Consider the following 25,445-nt stretch of genomic DNA (forward strand, 5'->3'; position numbering starts at 1 on the left):
CCTGGGGTTTATGAAGAGAGATGAGGACATTGAGTGAACCGAAAGAAATGACCATTCAAGTGGGGGGCATGACATGCGCCGCCTGCGCTTCAAGAATTGAAAAAGGGCTGAAACGGATGGACGGCGTCAATGACGCTTCCGTCAATCTTGCGCTTGAGACTTCAAACATTTCCTATCACCCTGACAAAATCGAAGCAAGCGCCATAAAAGAAAAAATTGAAAAACTCGGCTATCACGTCGTGACGGAAAAAGCCGAGTTTCAGATTGAAGGCATGACATGCGCCGCTTGCGCCAACCGGATTGAAAAGCGCCTGAACAAAATAGGGGGAGTTGACAGCGCACCGGTGAATTTCGCACTGGAAACAGTCACCGTTGAATACAATCCGAAAGAGGTGACACCGAAAGAGCTGAAAGAGACCGTGGCAAAACTCGGCTACAGATTAGACGAGAAGAAAGCGGTTGATGGAGACGGCGGATTATCCCAAAAGGAGAAAGAGCAGCGAAAACAGCTGATCAGGCTGATATTTTCTGCCGTTCTCTCCTTTCCGCTTCTATGGTCGATGGTCAGCCATTTTTCTTTTACTTCTTTTATCTGGATGCCGGATATCCTGATGAATCCGTGGCTGCAATTCGCGCTTGCCACCCCGGTGCAGCTCGTCATCGGTTGGCCTTTTTATATGGGGGCGTACAAGGCGCTGAGAAACAAAAGCGCCAATATGGATGTTCTCGTTGCGCTCGGAACGACGGCCGCTTACGCATACAGCCTGTACATGACGATTGCGTCTCTCGGACGAGACGGACATGTTGAGGGGCTTTATTATGAAACGAGCGCCATTTTGCTGACTTTGATTTTGCTTGGAAAGCTTTTAGAGATGAAAGCGAAAGGCCGCTCATCAGAAGCGATTAAAAAGTTAATGAAGCTTCAGGCGAAGACGGCGGCGGTTGAGCGGGACGGCAAAGTACAGGTGATTCCGATTGATGAGGTCCGGACGGGGGACATCGTATACGTGAAACCGGGAGAACGCGTCCCTGTCGATGGCGAAGTGATTGAAGGCCATTCCGCAATTGATGAATCGATGATTACGGGAGAGAGCATGCCTGTCGATAAGTCTCCCGAAAGCAGTGTCACCGGTGCGACGATCAATGCAAACGGCTTTCTCAAAATCAGAGCGGTGAATGTCGGGAAAGATACCGCGCTTGCACACATTATTAAAATCGTGGAAGAAGCCCAAGGATCAAAAGCCCCCATTCAGCGGCTCGCGGATCACATTTCAGGCATTTTCGTCCCGATTGTGCTGGGGCTGGCCGTGCTGACTTTTCTCATTTGGTATGTATGGGCCGCGCCGGGACAGTTTTCTGAAGCGATCGGCAAATTCATCGCCGTGCTTGTCATTGCCTGTCCGTGCGCACTTGGGCTCGCCACACCGACGAGCATTATGGCGGGCTCGGGCCGCGCAGCTGAATTCGGCATTCTTTTTAAAGGCGGAGAGCATTTAGAAAAAACACAGCGTCTGACGACAATCGTACTGGATAAAACAGGAACGGTGACAAACGGCAGACCGGTTCTGACAGACGCCGTGCCGGCAGCGGGAATGAACGAAGAGGAACTCCTGCGGCTGGCGGCGGCCGCCGAAACGGGATCAGAGCACCCGCTTGGAGAAGCCATCGTGTCAGGAGCCGAAAAACGGGGGATTGCCATCCCGAAAATCACCCGGTTCCAAGCCCGGATCGGTTCCGGAATCTATGCAGAGGCTGACGGCAGAACGATTCTAGCCGGATCAAGACGGCTGATGGAATCAGAACACATTGAACATGAGGCGCTGCTTCCGCAAATGGCCCGCTTGGAGGCGGAAGGAAAAACGGTGATGCTTATTGCGGCAGACGGCAAAGCGGCGGGGCTTATCGCAGTCGCCGATACAATCAAAGAAACATCTCCGGCCGCGGTGAAACGCCTGAATGATATGGGGCTTGACGTCATCATGATGACCGGTGACAACAAAAAGACCGCAGAAGCCATTGCAAAAGCCGCGGGCATCGGCAGCGTGATCGCCGAAGTGCTTCCCGAACAAAAGGCGGCGGAAATTTCCCGGCTGCAAAAAGAAGGCCGGCGCGTGGCGATGGTCGGTGACGGCATCAATGATGCTCCGGCGCTGGCTGTGGCCGATATCGGAATGGCCATCGGCACCGGCACAGATATCGCAATGGAAGCGGCGGATATTACGCTGATCCGCGGTGACCTGAACGGCATTGCCGACGCCATCGGCATGAGCAGGCTGACCATGAGAAACATCAAGCAGAATTTAGGCTGGGCATTGGGATACAACAGCATCGGCATTCCGATTGCGGCATCCGGCTTTCTGGCCCCGTGGGTGGCAGGCGCTGCCATGGCGTTCAGCTCAGTATCGGTCGTGCTTAATGCTTTGCGTTTACAGAAGGTGAAAAAAGACAAAATGGGCTGATGCCTGTTTTGTCTTTTTTATTGACACTTTATTCAAAGCCTGCATATAATAGAGAAAACACATATATGAGTATATGTTCATATATATAAATTCGTTTAGCTGTATTGATGTTATGGGAATCCTATTACGGAAAGTAGGGTGAGTCGAAAATGAAAGCAGCCAAAGGTGAATTTGTTTTAGACGGACTTGATTGCAGCAACTGTGCAAAAAAAATAGAAAACGGCGTAAAAGCCATTGACGGCATAGACGGCTGTGCTGTCAATTTTGCGGCAAGCACCATCACGGTCTCAGCCGGCGGCAAAAACGAGCAATGGATGAAAGACGAAGTCGCGAAAAAAGTAAAGTCCATTGATCCTCATGTGACCGTCCGTGCGAAACATGAAGATAAACCCGGCGAGGATGAATACCGCAAAAAGCTGCACCTGATGTTAGTGAGGCTGGCAGCGGGAGCCGTTTTGGCCGTCATCGCTTACTTCGCGCACACGGGCGCCGTCCTTGAGTTTCTGCTCTTTTTTGCTTCATATTTGATCATCGGCGGCGATATCGTAGCCAGAGCGGGAAAAAACATTGTCCGCGGCCAGGTATTTGATGAGCATTTTCTGATGGCGCTTGCCACGATCGGCGCATTTGTGATTCATCAGTATCCGGAAGGCGTCGCGGTCATGCTGTTCTACCAAATCGGTGAATTGTTTCAGGGAGCGGCCGTCAGCCGATCCAGAAAATCGATCAGCGCGTTATTGGACATCCGTCCTGAGTACGCCAATGTGAAAACGGAAAACGGCATGGCTGCCGTTCCGCCGCAGGACGTCAAAGTCGGACAGGTCATCGTCGTGAATCCCGGAGAACGGATTCCGCTGGACGGAAAGGTGCTGAGCGGTTCTTCGATGGTTGATACATCCGCTTTAACGGGCGAATCCGTGCCGAGAAAAGCGGAGCCGGGGCAAGATGTGATGGCCGGATTTATGAATCAGAACGGCGTGCTTCATATTGAAACCTCTAAAGGATATGAAGACTCTGCCGTGTCAAAAATATTGGATCTGGTCGAAAATGCGGCCGGACGTAAAGCGAAAACGGAAAACTTTATTACGAAGTTTGCCAAGTATTATACACCGGCCGTTGTCATTGTTGCGGTGCTTCTCGCCTTTTTACCGCCGCTTCTCGTGCCTTCAGCGGCGCTATCCGACTGGGTGTACCGCGCGCTGATTTTCCTTGTGATTTCTTGTCCGTGCGCACTCGTCGTCTCCATTCCGCTCGGGTTTTTCGGCGGTATCGGGGCTGCGTCTAAAGCAGGGGTGCTCGTGAAAGGCAGCAACTATTTAGAAGCGCTCAATCAGGTGGCATACGCCGTGTTTGATAAAACGGGAACCTTAACGAAAGGCAATTTCGCCGTTACTGATATCAAACCGGCGGCAGGATTTACGCAAGACAGCCTGCTTCATGCGGCTGCGCTTGCCGAAGTCCATTCCAATCATCCGATTGCTTCATCCATCCGTGAGGCTTACAATCAACCGCTCGCGGCTGAGGAGATTGAAGAATATGAAGAAATACCCGGACACGGCATTCGGGTGAAAACCGGCGGATCAACGATTTTGGCCGGAAATCAAAAACTGATGGCAAAAGAACAAATCGCTTCCGGCACAGCTGAAAACAACGGAACCGTCGTCTATGTCGCCGTTGATCAGCGGTATGCGGGGGCGATCGTGATCGCCGATGAAATCAAAGAGGACGCCAAACAGGCCATTGCCCGTTTAAAAGCGCTCGGCGTCAAACGGACAGTGATGCTGACGGGTGATTCAAAGCAGACCGGTGAAGCGGTCGGCCGCGAGCTCGGTATTGATGACGTGTATACAGAACTGCTGCCGGGAGACAAAGTAGACCGAGTCGAAGAACTCGAAGCGGCGCTTGCACCGAATGAAAAACTGATGTTTGTCGGTGATGGGATTAACGATACGCCTGTGCTTGCCAGAGCTGACATCGGAGCTGCCATGGGGGCTCTCGGTTCTGATGCCGCCGTCGAAGCGGCCGATGTCGTCCTGATGACAGACCAGCCGTCAAAAGCAGCCGAAGCCATCCGGATTGCACGCCGCACACGCCGGATCGTCTGGCAGAATATCGGATTTGCTTTAGGCGTAAAAATCATTTTTCTCCTGCTTGGCGCATTCGGATTCGCCACCATGTGGGAAGCGGTCTTTTCAGATGTAGGCGTCACGCTGATCGCCGTTGCCAACGCGATGCGCGTCATGAGAGTGAAAGCGGAATAATTGTCAAAGATAATTCGTTTTTCAGGGTTTTCTTAAACAAGGTTGTCTTGGTAAAATAGAGAAGCGGGCCATCCGGCATCCGCTTCTTTTTTATTTTAAAAACAATGAGGTGTCTGAGTGAAAAAGAAACAATCGTCTGCGAAATTTGCGGTGATTCTGACGTTAATCGTTGTCGTTTTATTTGCGGCCATCGTAATTATTAACAACCAAACGGAAAAAGCGGGCGAAACAGTCGCCGAACAGCCTTCCATTAAAGGACAGCCCGTGCTCGGCAAAGACAGCGCGCCTGTGACGGTAGTTGAATTCGGAGATTACAAATGTCCGTCATGCAAAGTATTTAACAGCGATATCTTTCCGAAAATCAAAAAAGATTTTATCGATAAAGGCGACGTGAAATTTTCATTTGTGAACGTCATGTTCCACGGAACCGGCTCGCGTCTGGCGGCACTTGCTTCAGAAGAGGTGTGGAAAGAAGACCCGGCATCATTCTGGGCTTTCCATGAAAAGCTGTTTGAACAGCAGCCGTCAAGCGAACAGGAATGGGTCACGCCTGCATTGCTTGAAAAAACGGTCAAAAGCACCGCGAAAAAGGTTGATCCTGACAAGCTGAAGGAAAACCTTGATAAAGAAACCTTTGCAAAAGAGCTGAAAGCTGACACTGACCTGAATGATAAATTAAACATTACGGCGACACCGACGATTTATGTAAATGACAAGGTGATTAATGACTTCTCTAAATATGATGAGATTTCAAAAACGATTAAGAAAGAGCTGAAAAATGAAAAATAGAATCGTGTTTTTATATGCTTCTTGGGTGATAGCTCTTGCTGCCATGCTCGTCAGCCTTTATTTCAGCGAGATCAGAAAATTCATACCGTGCGAGCTGTGCTGGTATCAAAGAATTCTCATGTACCCGCTTGTCCTGATTTTAGGAATCGCCACCTTCCAGGGTGACACGCGCGTGAAAAAATATGTGCTGCCGATGGCCGTCATCGGCGCATTTATATCGACCATGCATTACCTTGAGCAGAAGGTGCCCGGTTTCAGCGGCATCAAGCCGTGTGTCTACGGCGTGCCTTGCTCATCTGAATATATTAACTGGTTCGGTTTCATTACCATTCCTTTCTTGGCATTGACGGCATTTATTCTCATTATTATCTGCATGTGTTTTGTCAAAACGGAACGCACGGCAAAATAAAGAGCCTGCTCCATGGGAGCGGCTCTTTTTCTATTATTTGTACCAAGCTTTATTTGTCGCAATCTGTCTGTTATGGGAGCTGTCCCAAATATCCACGGAATAGGCATAATCATAATTCATGACGCAGCGGATGCCGCTGCCTTGGGCGTCATGCTGAAGTCCGAAGTTATGGGAAAACTCGTGCTGTGCCGCTTTCGCCGTGTTGGCCGTTCCTTGATCAAGGTTCACGCTGAAAGCCGGGCCGCTCGGTTTGCCGTTATATACATACGCGATACCGCCGGCGTCAAAACTTGATTTTGCGGTAAAACCGACGACAAAATGATAATTTTGATTTCTGAAGCTGCCTTGGAGATTCGATAAAATCTGAGAACTGTTTGAGCCGGAGGAATTCCAAGCCTGCACGGCCTGTACGACGAAATCAATGTTGTGATCACGGTTAAAAGCGACATCCGCCTGCTCCACGATCTGGACGATTCGCGTTTGCCAGTCGCTGTATTTGGCGCGGTATTCAGCGTCCGCCACCGCCAGCACTCTGACCTTCTGGCTGCCCGTACCGGCTTTAGTTGAGGCTTTATCCTGACTGACATTGGCATTAAATCGTTTCGTGCCGACCTGCTTGCCGTTTTCATCCAGAATTTTTGTGTCAACCGTCTGTTCAACTTGGACCGGGCCCTTCAGGTCTTTAAAATGATCGGCTTTCGGAAGCGGGTCCGTATACACCGTTTTCGCCGGCTCCGCATGAGTGTGCGAATGTGTATGGCTTTCGGCTGACGGCAGGCCGGGAATTAATCCGGCGGCCAATAAAACAGGAAAAACAAGTGAACTGATTTTCATCTCATAACCCCCTTTTTGTTAGAGAAAGTATTCAATGAAACTTCTAATAAACCTTCCATTAAAGTATAAAATAGGAAAATACTCTCGCTCTCAGCCGTTGCGGGTGAGGTTGTCCCGGATTAGGAATCAGAATCTTTCAAAAATAAGGTTGATTTTAAGAGAAAGCGATTATAAAATCTAATGGTCGTCAGAAAATTTAACAAATAAAAAGGAGCATATGGAATGGCCTGGGAGCTGCTTAGTGTAATCGGCATCATTGCGTTTGCGGTCAGCGGAGCGATTGTTGCGATGGAAGAGGAGTATGATATTTTAGGCGTGTATATTTTGGGGATTGTAACGGCGTTCGGCGGAGGAGCGATCCGAAATCTGCTGATCGGTGTTCCGGTCTCCGCCTTGTGGGAGCAAGGCGCGTTTTTTCAAATCGCTCTCGCATCAGTTACGATTGTCTTTTTGTTTCCGAAGCTGCTGTTAAGGCATTGGAGTAAATGGGGCAACCTATCCGATGCCATCGGGCTTTCGGCGTTTGCCATCCAAGGCGCTTTATATGCCGTGAAAATGGGCCATCCGCTCAGTGCGGTGATTGCGGCAGCGGTCCTGACCGGCAGCGGGGGCGGCATCATACGGGATCTTCTTGCCGGACGAAAGCCGCTTGTGCTGAAAGCGGAAATTTACGCGGTCTGGGCCGCGCTCGGAGGGTTAATCGTGGGCCTCGGCTGGGCCGGGGATGCCGCCGGTTTGTATGTGCTGTTTCTTGTGCTTGTGGCATGCCGCATCTGCAGTTATGTGTTCAGGTGGCGCCTGCCGAATCGTTCCTATCATATAGATCAGTAAAAAAACCGATTTCACAAACGAAATCGGTTTTTTTCATAACGGCTTCTGATAAAAAAAGACGCCCGATATGATAAGAAAAAGGGTATTTGACCATAATGCTGAATAATATGTTGCATATATGTTTGTATGATGAAAGCCGGATTTGTCAGCTTGATGTCGGAGGTGCCGCTGATGGCAAAACGTGATAAAGAGTGGAAAGAAGAGCAGGAAAGAATCAATTTTGTCATGAAGGAACTGGAACAGAAACAAACTCATCTTGAAGCCTCATCGGGCGGATTGAAGCAGGATATTGTGGGCTTGAGAAAAACGTTTTGGGATGATGTCACCGTGAATATGGATGATGCCCACGAAGCGGCTGAGACATTTTCAAGCATTAAACAGCAGGCAGAAATGCTTTCTGAACGTGAACGGACTCATCGGCTTCAATATCGGCAGCTTCAAAAAATCCAAAAGCTGAAAACCTCTCCTTACTTCGGCCGTGTCGATTTTACGGAAAAAGGGGAGTCCTCTTCCGAGCGGATTTATATCGGGCTGACTTCTTTGATGGATGAAAACAACGAGCAATTTCTCATTTACGATTGGCGCGCGCCCATCTCATCTCTTTACTATCAATATTCCCCGGGAAAAGCCCGCTATGAAGTTCCGGAAGAAACGATAGAGGGAGACATCACACTGAAGCGGCAGTTTATCATTAAAAACGGGACGCTTAAAGCGATGTTTAACACAGATATGACGATTGGTGACGAAATGCTGCAAGAGGTGCTGAGCGGCCATTCCGGACAGCATATGAAAAACATCGTGTCAACCATCCAAAAAGAACAGAACGAAATCATCCGGGATGAAAAAAGCAAATATCTCATTGTTCAGGGAGCCGCCGGAAGCGGGAAAACATCCGCGGCGCTTCAGCGGGCCGCTTACTTGCTGTACCGCGGGCGCGGGGTGCTTGATGCCCGTCAGATTGTATTGTTTTCCCCGAACATTTTGTTCAACAGTTATGTGTCCGCCGTATTGCCGGAATTGGGAGAAGAGAATATGGAGCAGGCCACCTTTCAAGAATATATCATCCGCCGGCTTGGACGAAAGTTTGATTGTGAAAGCCCGTACGAGCAGCTTGAATATTGCCTGACTGAACAAAACCAGGACGCACTTTCCGTAAGGCTCGCAGCCATTGCTTACAAAGCGTCATCAGCTTTCCAGGCCATGATTGACCGCTATGCCGGCTCGCTTTCCGGCTCGGGCCTGATGTGTAAACAGATCAGCTTCCGGGGAGACATCCTGATTTCAAAAGAGCGGATTGAAGACTATTTTTATTCACTTGATCAGCAGCTGCCGATTCCGAACAGAGCTGAACTGACGGCGGAATGGCTTCTCGCGGAAATCAGCGCTCTCGAAAAAAAGGAGCGTAAGAAGGAATGGGTCTTGCAGGAGAGCGAGCTGCTTGATAAGGAAGACTATGCTGAGGTTTATCAAACACTCAAGAAGCAGGCGGCAGATGATGAACCTGTATTTGACGACCATCAGCGCGAACAGCGGCTGCTTGGCGCCATTATTGTCGGCAAAGCCTTTAAACCGATTAAGCAGGCCGTCAGACGGCTCGGCTTTCTCGATATAAAACGGATGTATCTCCGGCTGTTTTCAGACTGGGGAGCTGATGAAAAGCCCGATCATTGGGAGAGCATCGGCGCTTTGACCAGAAACGCATTTGCAGAACGGTCACTTCCGTATGAAGATGCCGCTCCGTATCTGTATTTGCAGGATCTGTTAGAAGGAAAAAGAAAAAACACACAAATGAAGCACGTCTTCATTGATGAAGCGCAGGATTATTCCCCATTTCAGCTCACGTATATTCAAAGCATCTTCCCAGCGGCAAAGATGACGGTGCTCGGTGATGTCAGCCAGTCGATTTATGCCCACACCATTACGGGCCCTTCTTCCCTCGCCGGCTGCTTTCGCAATGGTGCAGAAAAGTATGTCAGCCTGAAGCGGACTTACAGATCGACGCGGCAGATTGTTGAATTTACGAAAGCGCTGCTGGCTGACGGCGATGATATTGAGCCTTTTAACCGGAACGGGGAAAAACCTCGTGTTTTGCGGACGGATACAGAAAATGCGCGGCGGGAACAATTGGCGGATACAATCCGGGAGCTCAGACAAAAAGGCTGGGAGACGGTCGCCGTCATCTGCAAAACGGCCGCGGAAGCCAAAAAAGTGTTTCAGGCGGTCAGCGACGGGAGCGGTGTCCGCTTGATCAATAAAGAAAACCAGCCTTTTCAAAAAGGGGTATGCGTCATTCCCGTGTATTTGGCAAAAGGCATTGAGTTTGACGCCGTCATTGCCGCTGACGCCTCTGCTGCCCAGTACAAAAGCGAACATGACCGTAAGTTGTTATATACGGCCTGTACGCGGGCGATGCATCATCTGACCGTATTGTCTCCGGGAGAACCCTCTCCTTTTATAAAAGAAGTGCCCGCCGGCTTATTCGTGTAAGCCCTTTGCCAAGTGCAAAGGGCTTTTTATCATTAGTAATCTTAATCATTGTCATCATGATTATATATTTTACTTACATACAAACTTTCGGTAAAGTTTCAATTAGAATATTATTTTGACAATTCCTATAGAAATAACGTACGTTACGTTTAATTCCTTGTGAGGTGGATATCGTTGCAACTTCAGGTCATGAACAGTCCGTTTAATCAGGAGCAGGCAGAGCTCCTTAACCGCCTTCTGCCGACCTTGACAGAATCACAGAAAATCTGGCTGAGCGGTTATTTGGCTGCTGCCCGGTCCGAATCCGGTGAAACAGCCGCACCCGCTGCTCAGGCTCCAGCAGAAAGCCCGGCAGTCTCAAGAGAAGTGACCGTATTATACGGATCGCAAACGGGAAATGCGGAAGGTCTTGCGAAACAGACGGTAAAGACGCTTGAGGAACGGGGATTCCAGGTCACCGTCGCGTCGATGAACGATTTTAAGCCGAATAATCTGAAAAAAGTAAACAATTTACTGATCGTGGTGAGCACGCACGGAGAAGGCGATCCGCCGGATAACGCGCTGGCCTTTCATGAATTTCTTCACGGCAGACGCGCGCCGAAGCTTGAAGCGCTCCGTTATTCCGTTTTGGCGCTCGGGGACAGCTCGTATGAATTTTTCTGCCAGACCGGGAAAGAGTTTGACGAGCGTCTTCAAGAGCTCGGCGGCACCCAGCTTGCGCCGCGGGTTGATTGCGATCTTGATTATGATGAGCCGTTTTCGGAATGGCTTGACGCGGTCATCGGCGGTTTGAATGAAGGAGCGGGAAATCAAACAGCCGAAGCGCCTGCCGAGACGCCGGCTCTCGGTGAATCCGTTTATTCCAGAACGAATCCGTTTCGGGCGGAGGTTCTTGAGAACATCAATCTGAACGGACGCGGTTCGAATAAAGAAACACGCCATCTCGAGCTTTCGCTTGAAGGATCGGGCCTCGCGTATCAGCCCGGAGACAGCCTCGGCATCTATCCGGAAAATGATCCGGCGCTCGTTGATGAGCTGATCAATGAGCTGAAATGGGACCCGAAACAGGAAGTGGCGGTGAATAAACAAGGAGAGCGCCTCCCGCTGAAAGATGCGCTTACTTCTCATTTTGAAATAACCGTCTTAACAAAACCGTTCCTGCAAAAGGCCGCACAGTTTACGGCTGACCAAAAGCTGAGTGAACTTCTGGCCGAAGGAAACGAAGAGCAGTTGAAAGCATACATCAACGGCCGTGATCTGCTTGATCTCGTCCGGGATTTCGGTCCGTGGGAAGCTTCCGCGGAAGACTTTCTTTCCATCCTGCGTAAAATGCCGGCCCGGCTCTATTCGATCGCAAGCAGTTTAGAAGCGAATCCGGAAGAGGTGCATCTGACAATCGGAGCGGTCAGATATGACGCGCACGGCAGAGAACGAAAAGGCGTCTGCAGCATTCTGTGTGCGGAAAGACTTCAGCCGGGAGATACGCTTCCGATTTACATTCAGCACAACCAAAACTTCAAGCTGCCGGAAAATCCAGATACACCGGTCATTATGGTCGGGCCGGGGACAGGCATCGCGCCGTTCCGTTCCTTTATGCAGGAGCGTGAAGAAACCGGAGCTGAGGGGAAAACATGGCTGTTTTTCGGGGATCAGCACTTTGTCACTGATTTTCTGTACCAGACGGAATGGCAAAAATGGCTGCAAAACGGTGTTCTCACAAAAATGGACGTCGCTTTTTCTCGGGATTCGGAGGAAAAGGTATATGTGCAGCACCGCATGAAAGAACAAAGCAAAGAGCTGTATGAATGGCTGCAGCAGGGAGCCGCCGTATACATCTGCGGTGATGAACAGCATATGGCGCATGACGTGCACCAGGCGCTTCTCGATATCATTCAGGAAGAAGGCGGCATGAGCCGTGAAAAAGCGGAAAGCTTCCTGGCAGACATGCAGCAGAAAAAACGCTATCAGCGTGACGTATATTGATTTTGGTTTGAAAGGAGCTTATTCAGCATGGTGAACAACATTTTAAAAGCGCCGGAAGGCCCTCCAAGTGATGTTGAGGAAATTAAAGAAAAAAGCGATTATTTGCGCGGCACATTGAAAGAAGTCATGCTCGACCGGATTTCAGCCGGCATCCCGGACGAAGACAACCGGCTGATGAAGCATCACGGAAGCTACTTGCAGGATGACCGCGATCTCCGTAATGAGCGTCAAAAACAAAAGCTTGAACCGGCTTATCAGTTCATGCTGCGCGTTCGGATGCCAGGCGGCGTTTCAACTCCGGAACAATGGCTTGTCATGGATGAACTGGCGCAAAAATACGGAAACAATACATTGAAGCTGACAACGCGTGAAACGTTCCAAATGCACGGAATTTTAAAATGGAACATGAAAAAAACGATTCAGAAAATCAATGCGGCGCTGCTTGATACCATTGCGGCCTGCGGAGATGTCAACCGAAACGTCATGTGCGCTTCAAATCCGTACCAGTCTGAAATTCATGCGGAAGTATACGAATGGTCGAAGAAATTGAGCGATGACCTTCTTCCGCGCACGAGAGCCTATCATGAAATCTGGCTTGATGAGGAACGTGTGGCGGGCACTCCTGACACGGAAACGGAACCGATGTACGGGCCGCTGTACCTGCCGCGGAAATTCAAAATCGGAATCGCCGTGCCTCCGTCCAATGATATCGATGTCTTTTCTCAAGATCTCGGCTTCATTGCCATCGTGGAGGAAGGCCGTCTTATCGGATTCAACGTGGCAATCGGCGGCGGTATGGGAATGACGCACGGCGATACGGCCACTTATCCGCAGCTTTCAAAAGTCATCGGCTTCTGCAAACCGGAGCAGCTGTATGATGTAGCGGAAAAAACCATTACGATTCAGCGCGATTACGGAAACCGTTCCGTCAGAAAGAATGCCAGATTCAAGTACACCGTTGACCGTCTCGGGCTGGAAAACGTAAAAGCCGAGCTGGAAAACCGCCTCGGCTGGCAGCTGGATGAAGCGAAACCTTATCATTTTGACCATAACGGCGACCGTTACGGATGGGTGAAGGGTGTAAAAGGGAAATGGCACTTTACAATGTTTATCGAAGGCGGCCGCGTCACGGACTATGAGAATTACAAGCTGATGACGGGATTGCGTGAAATCGCCAAAGTCCATACGGGAGATTTCCGTCTCACCTCTAATCAAAACCTGATTATCGGCAATGTCTCGAGCCAGAAAAAGAAACAAATCAGCGCATTAATCGAACAATACGGTCTGACAGACGGCCGGCAGCATTCCGCCCTCCGCCGCAGTTCAATGGCTTGCGTCGCGCTTCCGACATGCGGGCTCGCCATGGCCGAAGCCGAGCGGTATCTGCCGAAATTGATTGATAAGATTGAAGACATTGTTGACGAAAACGGGCTGCGGGATGAAGAAATCACCATCCGTATGACCGGGTGCCCGAATGGCTGCGCCCGCCATGCGCTCGGCGAAATCGGATTTATCGGAAAGGCGCCCGGAAAATATAATATGTATTTAGGAGCGGCGTTTGACGGCAGCCGTTTGAGCAAAATGTACCGGGAAAATATCGGTGAAGAGGAAATTCTGAGTGAGCTTCGCACCATTCTCCCGCGCTACGCGAAAGAGCGTGAGGAAGGCGAACACTTCGGCGATTTCGTCATCCGCGCCGGCATCATTAAAGCGACGACAGACGGCACAAATTTTCACGAATAAGATGAGCACTTAAAACCAAGGATAGAGACACACTGACGGTGCGTTCTCTATCCTTTACTAAGCAGCATAAGCGCTGCACCGCGTCATGAAACAGATGACGATGCTTGCGAAAAAGCCTGTTTTCAGAGAAAACAGGCTTTTTCTTTTTCCGGAAAAAATGTAGCTGAAGGCAAAAAAAGTTCGCCGTGAGCACGTTATGAGAAATTTTAAATAAAAACGGGTAAAATAAAAGAAGAATGGTTGCGTACGGAAAATATATTGAATCTGCCCGATCATCGGCTCCGGCCTTTGGCAAAGGCAGAGAACAGGCAATAATGATATGATGCAGCAGATGAAGGAGGTCATGCTTTGGACATATTTTTAGTCGTACTCGTACTTTTAACCATCATCGCGATCTCAAATATCGTAAATCGGTTTGTCCCCTTTATCCCGGTGCCTCTGATTCAGGTGGCGCTCGGTATCATTGCGGCGTCATTTCCGCAGGGGCTTCATTTTGAACTGAATACCGAATTGTTTTTTGTTTTGTTTATCGCTCCGCTGCTTTTTAACGATGGAAAACGGACGCCGCGTGCGGAACTTTGGAATTTAAGGGCGCCGATTCTGCTGCTTGCGCTCGGGCTTGTGTTTGCCACGGTGATTGTCGGCGGTTACACGATTCATTGGATGATTCCGAGCATTCCGCTGGCTGCCGCGTTCGGGCTGGCGGCGATACTCTCACCGACTGACGTTGTCGCGGTCAGCGCGCTGTCAGGGCGAGTGAAGATGCCAAAAGGCATTCTGCGTCTCCTTGAAGGAGAAGGACTGATGAATGACGCATCCGGCCTGGTCGCTTTTAAATTTGCGATTGCGGCTGCCGTGACGGGCGCATTTTCGCTGGCGCAGGCCGCCTTCAGTTTCGTTCTGATTTCAGCCGGAGGTTTACTCAGCGGTGTCGTCATTTCTTTTTTGATTATCCGTTTCCGGCTGTTTTTGCGCCGCCTCGGCATGCAGGATGTCACGATGCATATGCTGATTCAAATTCTGACGCCGTTCGTCATCTATCTCGCTGCTGAAGAAATCGGCGTTTCCGGCATTTTAGCGGTTGTGGCCGGCGGCATCACGCATGCGGTGGAGCAGGACCGTCTTGAATCAACGATGGTCAAACTGCAAATCGTCTCTTCAAGTACGTGGAATATTATTTTGTTCATTCTGAACGGTCTTGTTTTCGTTATTTTAGGTGCGCAAATACCGGATGTGGTTTCTGTCATCTTTAATGATACCGCGTTTAACAATATGATGGTCATCGGGTACATTATCGTCATTACGCTGACGTTAATGATTCTCAGGTTTTTGTGGGTGCTGTTTTTTTGGAACGGCAAGTGGTTTTTTAACAAGGATCAGAGCATTTATAAACCCGGCCTGCGCTCGACCCTGCTGATTTCGGTTTCAGGCGTCAGGGGAGCGGTTACGCTTGCGGGTTCCTTTTCCATTCCGTACGTGCTCTCTGACGGCTCGCCGTTTCCTGAACGGAATTTGATTCTCTTTTTAGCCGCGGGCGTTATTATGTGCACATTGGTGCTGGCGACAATCGTACTGCCGATTTTGACAGATAAGCCGGAAGACAATGTGAAAGAGAAGAAAGTCAAATTGCTGACAGCGAGACGGAAGCTGATAAAAGCTGCCTTAACCGCCATTAAAGAAAATATGAATGAGACAAACAAAACGGCTTCTTTTGCGGTCATTGCCGAATACAATGAGAAAATGAAAAATCTCAGGTTTCAGCAGTTCACAGTCAAAAACCGCACGAAAAAAGATGAGCGGAAAGTCCGCGCCCAAGGGATACAGGCTGAACAGGAAGAATTGCTGCGGCTGATTGAGCGGGGCGACATACCGGAAGAAACGGCTGACAGCCTTCAGGAACGGTTTGATGAACTGGAAGTGCTGTATACGAATCCGTTTAAAGTCGGCTTATCTAAGAAAAAGCTGAAACGCCTGATGTACTGGATCTTTTTCGGTGAACAAAAAAAGCCGGAAATGTCGATTTTAAATGAAGAAGGCCTCATCCGCACCACGAGGGTTAAAACGGCAAAAGCGGCCATTGAAAGCCTGAAAAAACACATGACTGAAGAAAATAAAGATGTGACGCTTGCCGTCATTTCCTTTTACAATCACTTGATTTTCAGGCTGGGGCACTCGTATCACGAACAGAGTCCGAGCCGCCGTTTTGAAAATCAAAAACTTGAAATCAAACTGCGGGCCGTTCAGGCCATCCGCAACGAAATCCAAACATTATTCGAAGAGCGGGAAATTTCCCGCGACATGTCGCATGAGCTTCGCCAATACATCAATGATGTGGAAGCGGCCATGCTTGACGGAGATGAATAAAAAAAGTCCGGCATCTGTTCGCCGGACTTTTTTAGATTACGGACGATGGAATTCGACGTGATCGCCGTCGCGGTCAAACCAGCCTCTGAAGGCCCAGTTGATCCAGCCGCCATCTCCTTTGTTGGTGAAGCTTCCGTCTTCAAACACCCAAATGCCGTACGTGATGCCGTCATAAACGGCGGAACCGTAAAACTGAACGCCGTTAAAATGATCTTCATATTCCTGGCTTAAATTAAACACCATGACATTATATTTTTGTCCGGAAGCGTAGAATGAAGATTCCATTAAGTTTTTGACGAAGCCGTCACGGTTTTGCGCCGACTTAATCGCGTCAGCAATCGAATTGCCGATGCCGAGCAGGTCAACGTCAATGTTTAATCCGACATCTTTTGCTGAGACATCTGATGATTGCTGTGCCATGTTTTGAGGGACCGGGGTTTCTTTAGCGGATACAAAGGACAGAGGAGTCAGAGACAAAGCGGCGCCAAGGGCAACGGTCATCGGGATACGCATACGTTTCATATGATTTCCTCCTTCAATTGTGTGGTGGCTACAGTAGCGATTTACCCGGACAGTTACCCGGTTAACCGGAATTTTTGAAAAATAGGAAAATAATAACGTCAGTGGTGCTTGGGCACTAAAGATGGTTTTTGTGATAACGATGAGCGTATAATTGGTTTCTTACGGCGGAAATGTGAGATAATAATAACCGTTTACATAATGACTAGAAAGGATGGTTCAACGTGGCAAAAAGCTTAAAAGATACTGTAAAGCTTCATAATGGCGTTGAAATGCCGTGGTTCGGCCTTGGCGTCTTCAAGGTGGAAAACGGAAGCGTAGCGGCGGACTCCGTCGAAGCGGCAATCAGAAACGGCTACCGCAGCATTGATACGGCGGCTATTTATAAAAATGAAGAGGGTGTCGGCGAAGGCATCAGAGCTGCGGGCGTTGCCAGAGAAGAGCTGTTCATCACGTCAAAAGTGTGGAATGAAGATCAAGGATACGAAACGACACTTGACGCGTTTGAGAAAAGCCTTGAGCGCCTCGGCCTCGATTACCTCGACCTTTACCTGATTCACTGGCCGGGCAAGGATAAATATAAAGACACATGGCGCGCTCTTGAAAAGCTGTACAAAGACGGCAAAATCCGCGCCATCGGCGTCAGCAACTTCCAAGTGCATCATTTAGAAGAGCTGCTGAAAGATGCTGAAATCAAGCCGATGGTCAACCAGATTGAATTCCACCCGCGCCTGACTCAAAAAGAAGTAAGAGATTTCTGCAAAGCGCAGGGCATTCAAGTGGAAGCATGGTCTCCATTGATGCAGGGACAGCTCCTCGATAACGAAGTGCTGTCACAAATTGCGGAAAAACATAACAAATCAGTTGCTCAAGTGATTTTGCGCTGGGATCTTCAAAACGAAGTCGTTACCATTCCGAAATCCATTAAAGAGCACCGCATCATAGAAAATGCCGATATTTTTGATTTCGAACTGTCACAGGAAGAAATGGAAAAGATCAGCGCATTGAACAAAGACGAGCGTGTCGGCCCGAATCCGGACGAGCTTCTGTTCTAAGAAAAAACAGCCCTTTACGGGGCTGTTTTTCTTTACATAAATGTCTGTGTCTGACGTTTTACGCTGAACCTGTATGCGGCTATTAATAACAGGGCGGCGGCGAAGGCTCCCAAAATGATGATGTTCAGCATCAGGCTTTGGAGCGTGCGGCCGTGCTGCAATTGATCGACCGTATCGAGCACCCAGCGCTGAGGCAGAAATTCGGCGATTGTCTGCACCGTTTTCGGCATAATATTGCTCGGAAAGAAGCAGCCGGCGAGCAAGCATGTCGGCACGACGATCAAATTCAAAAGCGCCGATGTTGAAGCGCTGCTGTTGGAAAAACCGACGGCAATAAAGGCGATCCCGATCGCGCTTAATGCAAACAGCATCATCAGGACGAACAGCTGCCACAGCGGGAATGACGGATGAATATGAAAAGCGGCGCCCATAAAGAGAACGGCGAATAGAATTTGGACGGCCATGATAATGATATTCACCGCCGCGTTTGCCAGTACATACTGCTTTGATGTGATCGGCGTTGACAGAAGCCTGTAGTACGTCCTGTTTTCCCGCTCTTTAATCATCAGTTCCGTCAGGTTGCCGGCGGAATAGAGCATAATGATAATGAGATACCCGATGACTGAGTAGGTCATTTCTTTATATTCGATGTATCTTGTAAAACAGCGGACTCCGTTTGAATCGGAGAATGCTTGAAAGCGGCGTACATCGCCTGAAAGGCTTTCGCGTCTCCGCCGGAAGATTTGCCGATTGAGGCGGCGCTGTTCATATAATTGTACAAATAAGAGCTGACATATCCGGTGACCTGGGCGCCTTTCAGCGAGGTCATGCCGATGTGAGCCGGTTTCCCGTCTTTTACGCTTTGGGAGAAGCCTTTTTCAAACGTAATGAGCGCCTCCATTTTTCCTGAAGCGATCTTGGATGTGGCGGACGCAGCCGTTTCCTCCGAAATCTTCACATGATCCAGTCCTTTTAAAAACGTGACCGTATCCTGTGCCACTTCTCCGCCGTCCTGATTGAGAATGCCGATATTGAGCGTTTCGGCTCCGCCGTTGGCATTGGTCATGAAGGAGAGGAAGACGCCGATCAGCGGAGCCCCGATATAAAGAATAAGCTGTTTTTTGCTTTTTGTAATCCCTTTGAGAGTGTGTGCAAACAGCCACCAGAAGTTTTTCATATTACAATCCCTCCCGTCTTTGAAACGTAAATGCGGCGATCAGCAAAAAGAGTGCCGCCAATGCTGTATTTAAACCGAGTGCAGGCCATGCCGCTGATACATCATTTGCGTAAATGATGCTGTTAATCGCCTTATTGATCCATGATAAGGGCGACAGGACGGAAATTCCTCCGCCTTCATATTTGTAATAGGCGCCGCCGATAATGGACATCACCTGAACGATGATGACGGTGATTAATCTGGCGCTTTCGGGTTTTCTGGTCAAATAGCTCAGGCTGAGCCCGAAGCTGACGGCCAAAAGAATTTCAGAAACGAGAATCAAAAGCACAAGGCCCATGTGGCTGCCCCAATTCGCTTTTAAGATAAATTTGCTGAAGGCGACAACGGCAAGAATCGTCAGAACATTCACAGCCAAAATGCCGAGCATCTTTCCGAGAAAGATATCGCTTTTCCGGAGCGGAGCGGCGATCAGGCGATCCGCGGTGTGCCGTATTCTTTCCCCGCGGAATAAGGTGCTTGCAAAAATCGAGGCGTACAGCCCGATCATCGTCGTCATGGATATCGCGTAAAAATCTTTCGCTTTCGGTTCTTTCGCTTTGTGTAAAGACGTCTGCTTCATATAATCGCTTTTGATTTGTCCGGCGGAAGGCGCCTTATGCGCCTTGTAAGCGGCGGCGCCTGCTTTGTATTGATTGGTAAAAGCGGTCAGCATGCCTTGGACGATCGTGCCGTTTATGCCGCTCCGGTCATTTGTATAGACTTGAAAACCGGTGTTTTTTACAGTGACGAAAGCATCCGCCTGATTTTCTCGAACCTCGTTTTTGCCTTTTGCCTCCGTGTCCGCTTTTTGAAAATAGACATGCTCTTTTTTGGCGGCTTTCATAAACTCAGTAAAATAATGAGAAAGAGGGCCGTTTGACTGGTCCGTATATACGACCTTGATGTTTCCGACCGTCACCTCTGAATCAAAGGCGTTTGATAATGCCGCGGTAAAAATCAGCATGAAGACGATCGGAAAAGCAAGCATGAAAATAAAAGTCCGTCTGTCGCGGAAACTGATTTTGATTTCTTTCCCGGCGATGTGCAGAATATTCATTTGCAATCCTCCTTTCAATGGGGTCAGTCGCGCAGGCTTCTGCCTGTCAGCGTGAGAAATACCGTTTCTAAGTCAGGGGCCTGTTCCTGCAAGGAGCGGATTTCAATTCCTTTGTCCATGAAGTACCGGATCAGGCGGTTTAAATTGTTGACCCCTGTGTCAGAGCTGATTTTCACGCTGTTTTCTTCCAGTGCGGCGGCTCTGACGCCGGGCAGCTCCTGAATATCGCCGAGGCTGATGCCGTTTCCGGGTGAAAGCTCAATCACGACGTCCTTCGTGTCGGTAATGATGGAGGTCAGCTGTTCTTTTGTGCCTTCTGCGATGACTTTCCCGTGGTCAATGATGGCGATGCGCGTGCATATTTCTTCAACTTCCTCCATGTAGTGGCTCGTGTAGATGATCGTGCAGCCCATTTCATTCAGCTTTTTCACTGACTGCAGAATATAATTTCTTGATTGCGGGTCAATACCGACCGTCGGTTCATCCATGATGATCAGTTTCGGCCGGTGGGCAAGGGCGCACGCGATATTGAGCCTGCGCTTCATTCCGCCGGAAAAATGCTTCGGCAAATATTTGTGTTTATCGCTCAAGCCGACGAATGTCAGGGCTTCCTCGACCCGTTCTCTCAGAGCCGCTCCTCTCAGGCCGTACAGCCCGGCGAAGAACTTCACATTTTCATAGGCGTTTAATTCTTCGTAAATCGCGAGGTCCTGAGGGACGATGCCGATATTCATTTTCGTTGCTTTGCTATATTTGAAAATATCTTTTCCGAGAAACAGAATGTCTCCGCCTGAAGGTTTTAAAAGACCTGAGATCATATTGATCGTCGTGCTTTTTCCGGCTCCGTTTGCGCCGAGAAACCCGAAAATCTCACCTTCTTTTACGGCAAGCGACATCTGGTCAACGGCGGCATAATCACCGAATTTCTTACTCAGCTGTTTGAGCTCCAAAATGTTCATGTTTCCACCTCTATGTCTTATGATGCTCTTATTATAAAAAAAAGAATGAACGGCCGTTAGTGCAGCTGTTCATTCCTTTGACATGAGAATCTTCATATTTTTCACATGAAAACATTCACTTATTCAACCGGAAGCAATGTCGTGACGGAAAAACCGGCCGTGCCGTCAAAAATAACGGTTCCGTGCAGGACGGCCCCCCGTTCTTCCATACCGAGCATGCCGAGGCCTTTTTTAAAGCGGACGGCGCCGTTTCCGTTATCTTTCACTTCCGCTTTCACGGCTTTATTCAGTACATGGATATCAATGAAAATCTGCGTGGCATCGGCGTATTTCATCGCATTGGTCAAAGCTTCGGTTACGTTTTCCTGAATGACTCTCCAATGCATTTGCGTCAGCCTGTCCAAATCGCCTTGATGCGTAAACGGAACCGGCATCCCGTTTTTGGCCGAAAATTCATCAATAAACGTTCTTAATCTGTGAATGCCCATTTGTTCAGCGGGCGGTTTCATATTTTTCAGCGTTATGCGGATATCCTCTATGCCCTCTTTGGAAATGGTAATGGCGTTTTGGAGCAGTTCAGCCGCTTTGTCCGGATGGGAGCCGAGCATCCGCTTCGCCGCTTCCATCTGAATGAGCGCGCCGGTCATGGAATGGCCGATTTTATCATGGATGGCTTGGGATAATCTGTTTCTTTCCTCGAGTTTGCCGGTGTACTCCGATTGTTTGATATATTCCGTGCTGCTGTGCAGCTGTTTCGTCAGTTTTTCAATGCTTGAGCGCATGATGTCCGACTGTTCTTCATATTTCTTCAGCCGATTGCCGGACCGGGCGGCCAAAACGAATATCGCCAGACAGAACAAGGTCATGACGATATAAGTCGGAAGGTCGCCGTACGGGATAAATAAAAACGGCAAAAACACGAGCAGGCAGAACACATAGCGGTGAACCGGATATTCGGCAAGAACCGCAAAAATGGCGGGCGGCAAAAGAAACAGAAACGCCGGATGGCCTAAGGCGGAAAGCCAAGCGGTCAATGCCAGCGCCATGAGGGTGATCCCGCGCCTCCAAACGGGCGGCCTGATCATGCAGACCGCGATGCCCAAAGACAGATAAAGCAGCAGAAACAAGACGGCGTACGGCGTGTAAGGGCGGTCTGCCGATACGAACAAAAAAGCCGTATAAAAAATGGCGATCAGTCTGCTCATCAGCATCCAAAAATCCATACCGTTCAACGCCCGTTATCCACCTTCCCGGTGATATAAAAAATGGCGATCTGCGTTCTGTGCTCAAGCCCTGTTTTCCCTAAAATAGATGAAATATAATTGGCCGTCGTCCCTTCAGAAATGAAAAGCTGTTTTGAAATTTCCCTGTTCGACAGTCCTTTCGCAATAAGCGACATGATGCTGAGCTCTCTTTCAGTAAACTGGCTTTCATCAATCTGATGCGCGGCTTCGGCCGGCCGTAAAAGGCTGTCTTTTATTTTATCCAGCACGGTGTCCTGAAGAATGCTGTGCCCGTTGAAGACGCTTTTGATCGCATCGCGTATCCGTTCCGGTTCGGTATTTTTTAATAAATATCCTTTCGCGCCGTTTTTAATCGCTTCTAAAATATACTCATCGTCGTCAAATGTCGTCAGGATCATCGGCTTCGTATCCGTTTCCTCCGCGATCCGTTTTGCGGCTTCGACGCCGTTCATCACCGGCATGCGGACGTCCAACAAGGCGATATCGACGGGATTGTGTTTACAATACTCTGCCGCCTCCAGGCCGTTTTCCAACGTTGCCGATACAGTAAATTCCTCATATGTATGCAAAATGATTTTCATTCCTTCTCTGATGAAAGAATTATCATCCGCGATAATGACATTAATCTTCATGGCCGCACCCTTTGTGTGTTTTTTGTTTCATTATATACCATCCGATTTTAAATCAAAAAGCCTCCCGGCGAAAGGTGCGCGGAAGGCGGATCAGTCAAGCGGGTTTTTTCAATTGGATGAAAAACAGCATCAGGAAAGAAATGATCACAATACAGATCACCCACACCCAGGCGAGTGTTTCATTGCCGGAGTCCATCGCGACGTAAATTGCTGTCGGCAGCGTTTGGGTGACGCCGGGAATATTTCCCGCAAACATTAAAGTCGCCCCGAATTCACCTAGCGCCCTTGCAATACTGAGAATGCTTCCGGTCAAGAGGGAGGGAAAGGCAAGCGGGACGGAAATACGGGTGAACACCTGCCACCTGCCGGCTCCGTCTACTTTCGCCGCTCCCTCGATGTCGGCATCAACCGCGGCGAAGCCCGTTTTAGCGGACTGATACATAAGCGGGAAGGCGACAATGGCCGAAGCGATCACCGCGGCCGACCACGTGAAAATGACGGGCTGGTGAAAAATCCGCTCAATCGCCCGGCCGATAAAGCTGTGTTTCCCGAAAATGATAATGAGAATGAAGCCGACAACGGTAGGAGGAAGAACGAGCGGGAGCATAAACAGGGTCTCCACAGCCGTTTTTCCGGGAAATCGCGCTTTCGCCATCCAGGCGCCGGCAAGCGTCCCGAGAATGATGACGGCGAGGCCCGATGCCAAAGCCACCTCAAACGACAGTACGACGGGAGTGAAAAACTCCGAAGCCGTAATGTTACTTGGCAGTAAATCCATATTTCTTAAACACTTTCATCGCTTCATCAGACTGCAGATACTGATAAAACGCCTCTGCTTCTTTACGGTGCTTTGTATCCTTGACGATGCCGAGCGGATACACGATCGGATCGTGCGTTTTCGCCGGCGCTTCATCGGTGATTTTCACCTTTTTCGAAATCAGTGCGTCTGTTTTATAGACAAGCCCGGCATCGACATTTCCGGTTTCAACATAAGAAAGCACCTGGCGAACGTCTTTTGCATAGACGACTTTATCTTTTACCTTGCCCCACAGGGATAATGCCGTCAATGACTGTTTGGCGTATTGTCCGGCCGGAACGGATTCAGGCGTGCCGAGCGCGATTTTTTCCGCGCTGTCTTTTTTCAGGTCATTCAGATGTGTCAGGTGTGCGCTGTTTTTCTCAGGCACGATCATGACGAGATCATTTTTCAAAAGATCCGTGCTGTCCTTTTTATCGATATCTCCGTCATGAACGAGCTTTTCGAATTTATCTTCGGCTGCCGAGAAGAATAAATCAGCTCCCGCGCCTTGTGAAATTTGTTTCTGCAATGTGCCTGATGATCCGAAGTTGTCTTGAATGGTTACGTTTGAATGTGATTTTTCGTAGTTGGTCTGGATTTCTTCAAGTGCATCCTGAGCGCTGGCTGCCGCAGAAACGGTCAGCGTGACTTTTTCGTTTTGTCCGCCTTTGGACGATTGTCCGGATGAGCAGCCCGCAGTTGCGAGGAAAACGGCCATAGCCGCAGTTGTGAGTAGTGTCGCTTTCTTTTTCAACATTGTGCACCCCTTATAGCTAGATATCATTAGATCAAACTAATTATAACGCAATTGTACGTAATGGTGCGGTTTTTTTTCAATATCTGAACAGTTATAATAAAAATGGAGCGTGATAATATGACAGAAGCCACTTCCTATACAATAGAAGAAGTTGCGGGCCTTTTGAAGGTCTCAAAACTGACAGTATATGATTTGATAAAAAAAGGACTCATTCCGGCGTACAGGGTCGGAAGACAGATGAGGGTCGATGAAGAGGACTTAAAACAATATAAAACAAACATGAGAATGTCAAAAAAGCCATCCGTATCAGAAGCTGCTGACCCGTCCCGCGGGCGGGAGCCGGAAAAAAGGCAGTCCGTTATCATCAGCGGGCAGGATGTGTCGATGGACCTCCTCAGCAAACAGCTGGAACAAACAATACAGGCGGCCCCGCTCCGCAAGTACAGCGGCAGTTTGAACAGCCTGATCGAGATGTACCGCGGGGCTTGTAACATCGTCAGTCTGCATTTATACGATGGGGAGACGGGGCAGTATAACATCCCGTACGTGAAGCGCATTCTTTCAGGGGAGCCGTTTGCGCTTTTTCATGTCGTGCTGCGGCAGGCCGGATTATATGTGAAAAAGGGCAATCCGCTGAACATTCAGGGCTTTCAGGACTTGAGCCGAAAGGATGTCCGTATCGTCAATCGCGAAAAAGGATCAGGCGCGAGGGTGCTGCTGGATGAACAGCTCAGATCTTTCGGTATTACGCCGTCTGATGTCGCCGGCTACCATGACATTGTCACGGATCATCTGTCAGCGGCTTCACAAGTATCAAGCGGAAAGGCGGATATCGGAGTCGGGTCGCAGCATGCGGCGCATATGGCAGGCACGGACTTTATCCCGGTGATCAGTGAACAGTACGATGTGGTCGTCTTAAAACAAAACCGGGAGCTTGTTCAAAGCGTGCAGGACATCCTCAATTCTGAGGAATTCAAGTCTCAGCTTTCTCAATTATCCGGATATGATACGAAAATGACCGGACGGCTCATATATGAAACATGAAAA

At 49.2% G+C, this 25,445-nt stretch carries 19 protein-coding genes and 1 pseudogene; 11 read left to right on the forward strand and 9 right to left on the reverse strand.

Going from position 1 to position 25,445, the window contains the following annotated elements; translation table 11 throughout:
- The first annotated feature begins 29 nt into the window (after positions 1-29).
- The 4 genes from OVA33_RS08255 (at position 30) to OVA33_RS08270 (ending at position 5,918) form a co-directional block, all read left to right on the forward strand.
- Positions 30-2,459: a heavy metal translocating P-type ATPase gene (locus OVA33_RS08255; protein WP_017418917.1), complete on the forward strand. Its 2,430-nt coding sequence runs from the start codon at positions 30-32 to the stop codon at positions 2,457-2,459.
- A 149-nt stretch (positions 2,460-2,608) separates the two neighbouring features.
- Positions 2,609-4,720 (forward strand): heavy metal translocating P-type ATPase, encoded by a 2,112-nt coding sequence (locus tag OVA33_RS08260; protein ID WP_128974226.1) that lies wholly within the window; start codon positions 2,609-2,611, stop codon positions 4,718-4,720.
- A 117-nt stretch (positions 4,721-4,837) separates the two neighbouring features.
- Positions 4,838-5,509 carry a disulfide bond formation protein BdbD gene (locus OVA33_RS08265; RefSeq protein WP_128974225.1) on the forward strand — a complete coding sequence of 224 codons (672 nt, stop codon included), beginning with the start codon at positions 4,838-4,840 and terminating at the stop codon, positions 5,507-5,509.
- Complete coding sequence (locus OVA33_RS08270; RefSeq protein WP_014418879.1) at positions 5,499-5,918, forward strand: disulfide oxidoreductase; 420 nt, start codon at positions 5,499-5,501, stop codon at positions 5,916-5,918. The genes OVA33_RS08265 and OVA33_RS08270 overlap by 11 nt, the downstream gene beginning before the upstream one ends.
- A gap of 33 nt (positions 5,919-5,951) precedes the next feature.
- Here the strand turns inward: OVA33_RS08270 and OVA33_RS08275 are convergent, their stop codons facing one another.
- Entirely contained in the window at positions 5,952-6,752 is an 801-nt protein-coding gene (locus tag OVA33_RS08275; protein WP_007613764.1) for a zinc-dependent metalloprotease, read from the reverse strand.
- Between the two features lie 222 nt (positions 6,753-6,974).
- On the opposite strand from OVA33_RS08275, the gene OVA33_RS08280 reads away from it, so the two are divergent.
- The 5 genes from OVA33_RS08280 (at position 6,975) to OVA33_RS08300 (ending at position 16,160) form a co-directional block, all read left to right on the forward strand.
- The gene (locus OVA33_RS08280) at positions 6,975-7,583 is read left to right on the forward strand and encodes a trimeric intracellular cation channel family protein (RefSeq protein WP_007410017.1); all 609 of its coding nucleotides are present in this window, start codon (positions 6,975-6,977) and stop codon (positions 7,581-7,583) included.
- Positions 7,584-7,754: 171 nt separating this feature from the next.
- Positions 7,755-10,070 carry an RNA polymerase recycling motor HelD gene (gene helD, locus OVA33_RS08285; protein ID WP_025649284.1) on the forward strand — a complete coding sequence of 772 codons (2,316 nt, stop codon included), beginning with the start codon at positions 7,755-7,757 and terminating at the stop codon, positions 10,068-10,070.
- A 174-nt stretch (positions 10,071-10,244) separates the two neighbouring features.
- Positions 10,245-12,053, forward strand: a complete 1,809-nt coding sequence (locus tag OVA33_RS08290; protein WP_022553786.1) for an assimilatory sulfite reductase (NADPH) flavoprotein subunit — start codon at positions 10,245-10,247, stop codon at positions 12,051-12,053.
- A 27-nt stretch (positions 12,054-12,080) separates the two neighbouring features.
- Positions 12,081-13,796, forward strand: a complete 1,716-nt coding sequence (gene cysI, locus OVA33_RS08295) for an assimilatory sulfite reductase (NADPH) hemoprotein subunit (protein ID WP_025649282.1) — start codon at positions 12,081-12,083, stop codon at positions 13,794-13,796.
- A gap of 348 nt (positions 13,797-14,144) precedes the next feature.
- The gene (locus OVA33_RS08300; RefSeq protein ID WP_063637071.1) at positions 14,145-16,160 is read left to right on the forward strand and encodes a Na+/H+ antiporter; all 2,016 of its coding nucleotides are present in this window, start codon (positions 14,145-14,147) and stop codon (positions 16,158-16,160) included.
- A 36-nt stretch (positions 16,161-16,196) separates the two neighbouring features.
- Here the strand turns inward: OVA33_RS08300 and OVA33_RS08305 are convergent, their stop codons facing one another.
- Positions 16,197-16,682 (reverse strand): hypothetical protein, encoded by a 486-nt coding sequence (locus tag OVA33_RS08305; protein WP_025649280.1) that lies wholly within the window; start codon positions 16,680-16,682, stop codon positions 16,197-16,199.
- 221 nt (positions 16,683-16,903) lie between these two features.
- On the opposite strand from OVA33_RS08305, the gene OVA33_RS08310 reads away from it, so the two are divergent.
- A complete protein-coding gene (locus OVA33_RS08310) occupies positions 16,904-17,734 on the forward strand; it encodes an aldo/keto reductase (protein WP_007410023.1) in 831 nt (276 codons plus the stop codon).
- Positions 17,735-17,766: 32 nt separating this feature from the next.
- Here OVA33_RS08310 and OVA33_RS08315 read toward each other — a convergent pair.
- From OVA33_RS08315 to modA, 7 genes and pseudogenes are all read right to left on the reverse strand, one after another.
- Positions 17,767-18,911: pseudogene (locus OVA33_RS08315) on the reverse strand (ABC transporter permease).
- Between the two features lies 1 nt (position 18,912).
- Positions 18,913-20,007, reverse strand: a complete 1,095-nt coding sequence (locus tag OVA33_RS08320; RefSeq protein WP_128974224.1) for an ABC transporter permease — start codon at positions 20,005-20,007, stop codon at positions 18,913-18,915.
- A gap of 23 nt (positions 20,008-20,030) precedes the next feature.
- Entirely contained in the window at positions 20,031-20,966 is a 936-nt protein-coding gene (locus OVA33_RS08325; protein ID WP_128974223.1) for an ABC transporter ATP-binding protein, read from the reverse strand.
- 119 nt (positions 20,967-21,085) lie between these two features.
- Positions 21,086-22,189, reverse strand: a complete 1,104-nt coding sequence (locus OVA33_RS08330) for a sensor histidine kinase (RefSeq protein ID WP_063637072.1) — start codon at positions 22,187-22,189, stop codon at positions 21,086-21,088.
- A gap of 5 nt (positions 22,190-22,194) precedes the next feature.
- Positions 22,195-22,842 carry a response regulator transcription factor gene (locus OVA33_RS08335; protein WP_063637069.1) on the reverse strand — a complete coding sequence of 216 codons (648 nt, stop codon included), beginning with the start codon at positions 22,840-22,842 and terminating at the stop codon, positions 22,195-22,197.
- A gap of 94 nt (positions 22,843-22,936) precedes the next feature.
- Positions 22,937-23,620, reverse strand: a complete 684-nt coding sequence (gene modB, locus OVA33_RS08340) for a molybdate ABC transporter permease subunit (protein ID WP_017418930.1) — start codon at positions 23,618-23,620, stop codon at positions 22,937-22,939.
- On the reverse strand, positions 23,601-24,398 hold the full coding sequence (modA, locus tag OVA33_RS08345; protein WP_025649275.1) for a molybdate ABC transporter substrate-binding protein: 798 nt from the start codon (positions 24,396-24,398) through the stop codon (positions 23,601-23,603). Before modA ends, modB begins: the two co-directional genes overlap by 20 nt.
- A 117-nt stretch (positions 24,399-24,515) precedes the next feature.
- Between modA and OVA33_RS08350 the strand changes: the two genes are divergently transcribed.
- On the forward strand, positions 24,516-25,442 hold the full coding sequence (locus OVA33_RS08350; protein ID WP_017418932.1) for a substrate-binding domain-containing protein: 927 nt from the start codon (positions 24,516-24,518) through the stop codon (positions 25,440-25,442).
- The last annotated feature ends 3 nt before the right edge of the window (positions 25,443-25,445 follow it).

It is taken from the genome of Bacillus sp. KICET-1 (assembly GCF_027721405.1).
In the GTDB taxonomy this organism is placed as follows: Bacteria; Bacillota; Bacilli; order Bacillales; family Bacillaceae; genus Bacillus; species Bacillus velezensis.

Bases quoted from the DNA above. Each gene is read 5' to 3' on its own strand.
- OVA33_RS08335 (WP_063637069.1), bottom strand. From the start codon at position 22,842: ATGAAGATTAATGTCATTATCGCGGATGATAATTCTTTCATCAGAGAA.
- OVA33_RS08270 (WP_014418879.1), top strand. From the start codon at position 5,499: ATGAAAAATAGAATCGTGTTTTTATATGCTTCTTGGGTGATAGCTCTT.
- OVA33_RS08305 (WP_025649280.1), bottom strand. From the start codon at position 16,682: ATGAAACGTATGCGTATCCCGATGACCGTTGCCCTTGGCGCCGCTTTG.
- OVA33_RS08280 (WP_007410017.1), top strand. From the start codon at position 6,975: ATGGCCTGGGAGCTGCTTAGTGTAATCGGCATCATTGCGTTTGCGGTC.
- OVA33_RS08325 (WP_128974223.1), bottom strand. From the start codon at position 20,966: ATGAACATTTTGGAGCTCAAACAGCTGAGTAAGAAATTCGGTGATTAT.
- OVA33_RS08320 (WP_128974224.1), bottom strand. From the start codon at position 20,007: ATGAATATTCTGCACATCGCCGGGAAAGAAATCAAAATCAGTTTCCGC.
- cysI (WP_025649282.1), top strand. From the start codon at position 12,081: ATGGTGAACAACATTTTAAAAGCGCCGGAAGGCCCTCCAAGTGATGTT.
- OVA33_RS08330 (WP_063637072.1), bottom strand. From the start codon at position 22,189: ATGGATTTTTGGATGCTGATGAGCAGACTGATCGCCATTTTTTATACG.
- OVA33_RS08350 (WP_017418932.1), top strand. From the start codon at position 24,516: ATGACAGAAGCCACTTCCTATACAATAGAAGAAGTTGCGGGCCTTTTG.
- OVA33_RS08275 (WP_007613764.1), bottom strand. From the start codon at position 6,752: ATGAAAATCAGTTCACTTGTTTTTCCTGTTTTATTGGCCGCCGGATTA.
- helD (WP_025649284.1), top strand. From the start codon at position 7,755: ATGGCAAAACGTGATAAAGAGTGGAAAGAAGAGCAGGAAAGAATCAAT.
- modB (WP_017418930.1), bottom strand. From the start codon at position 23,620: ATGGATTTACTGCCAAGTAACATTACGGCTTCGGAGTTTTTCACTCCC.
- modA (WP_025649275.1), bottom strand. From the start codon at position 24,398: ATGTTGAAAAAGAAAGCGACACTACTCACAACTGCGGCTATGGCCGTT.
- OVA33_RS08260 (WP_128974226.1), top strand. From the start codon at position 2,609: ATGAAAGCAGCCAAAGGTGAATTTGTTTTAGACGGACTTGATTGCAGC.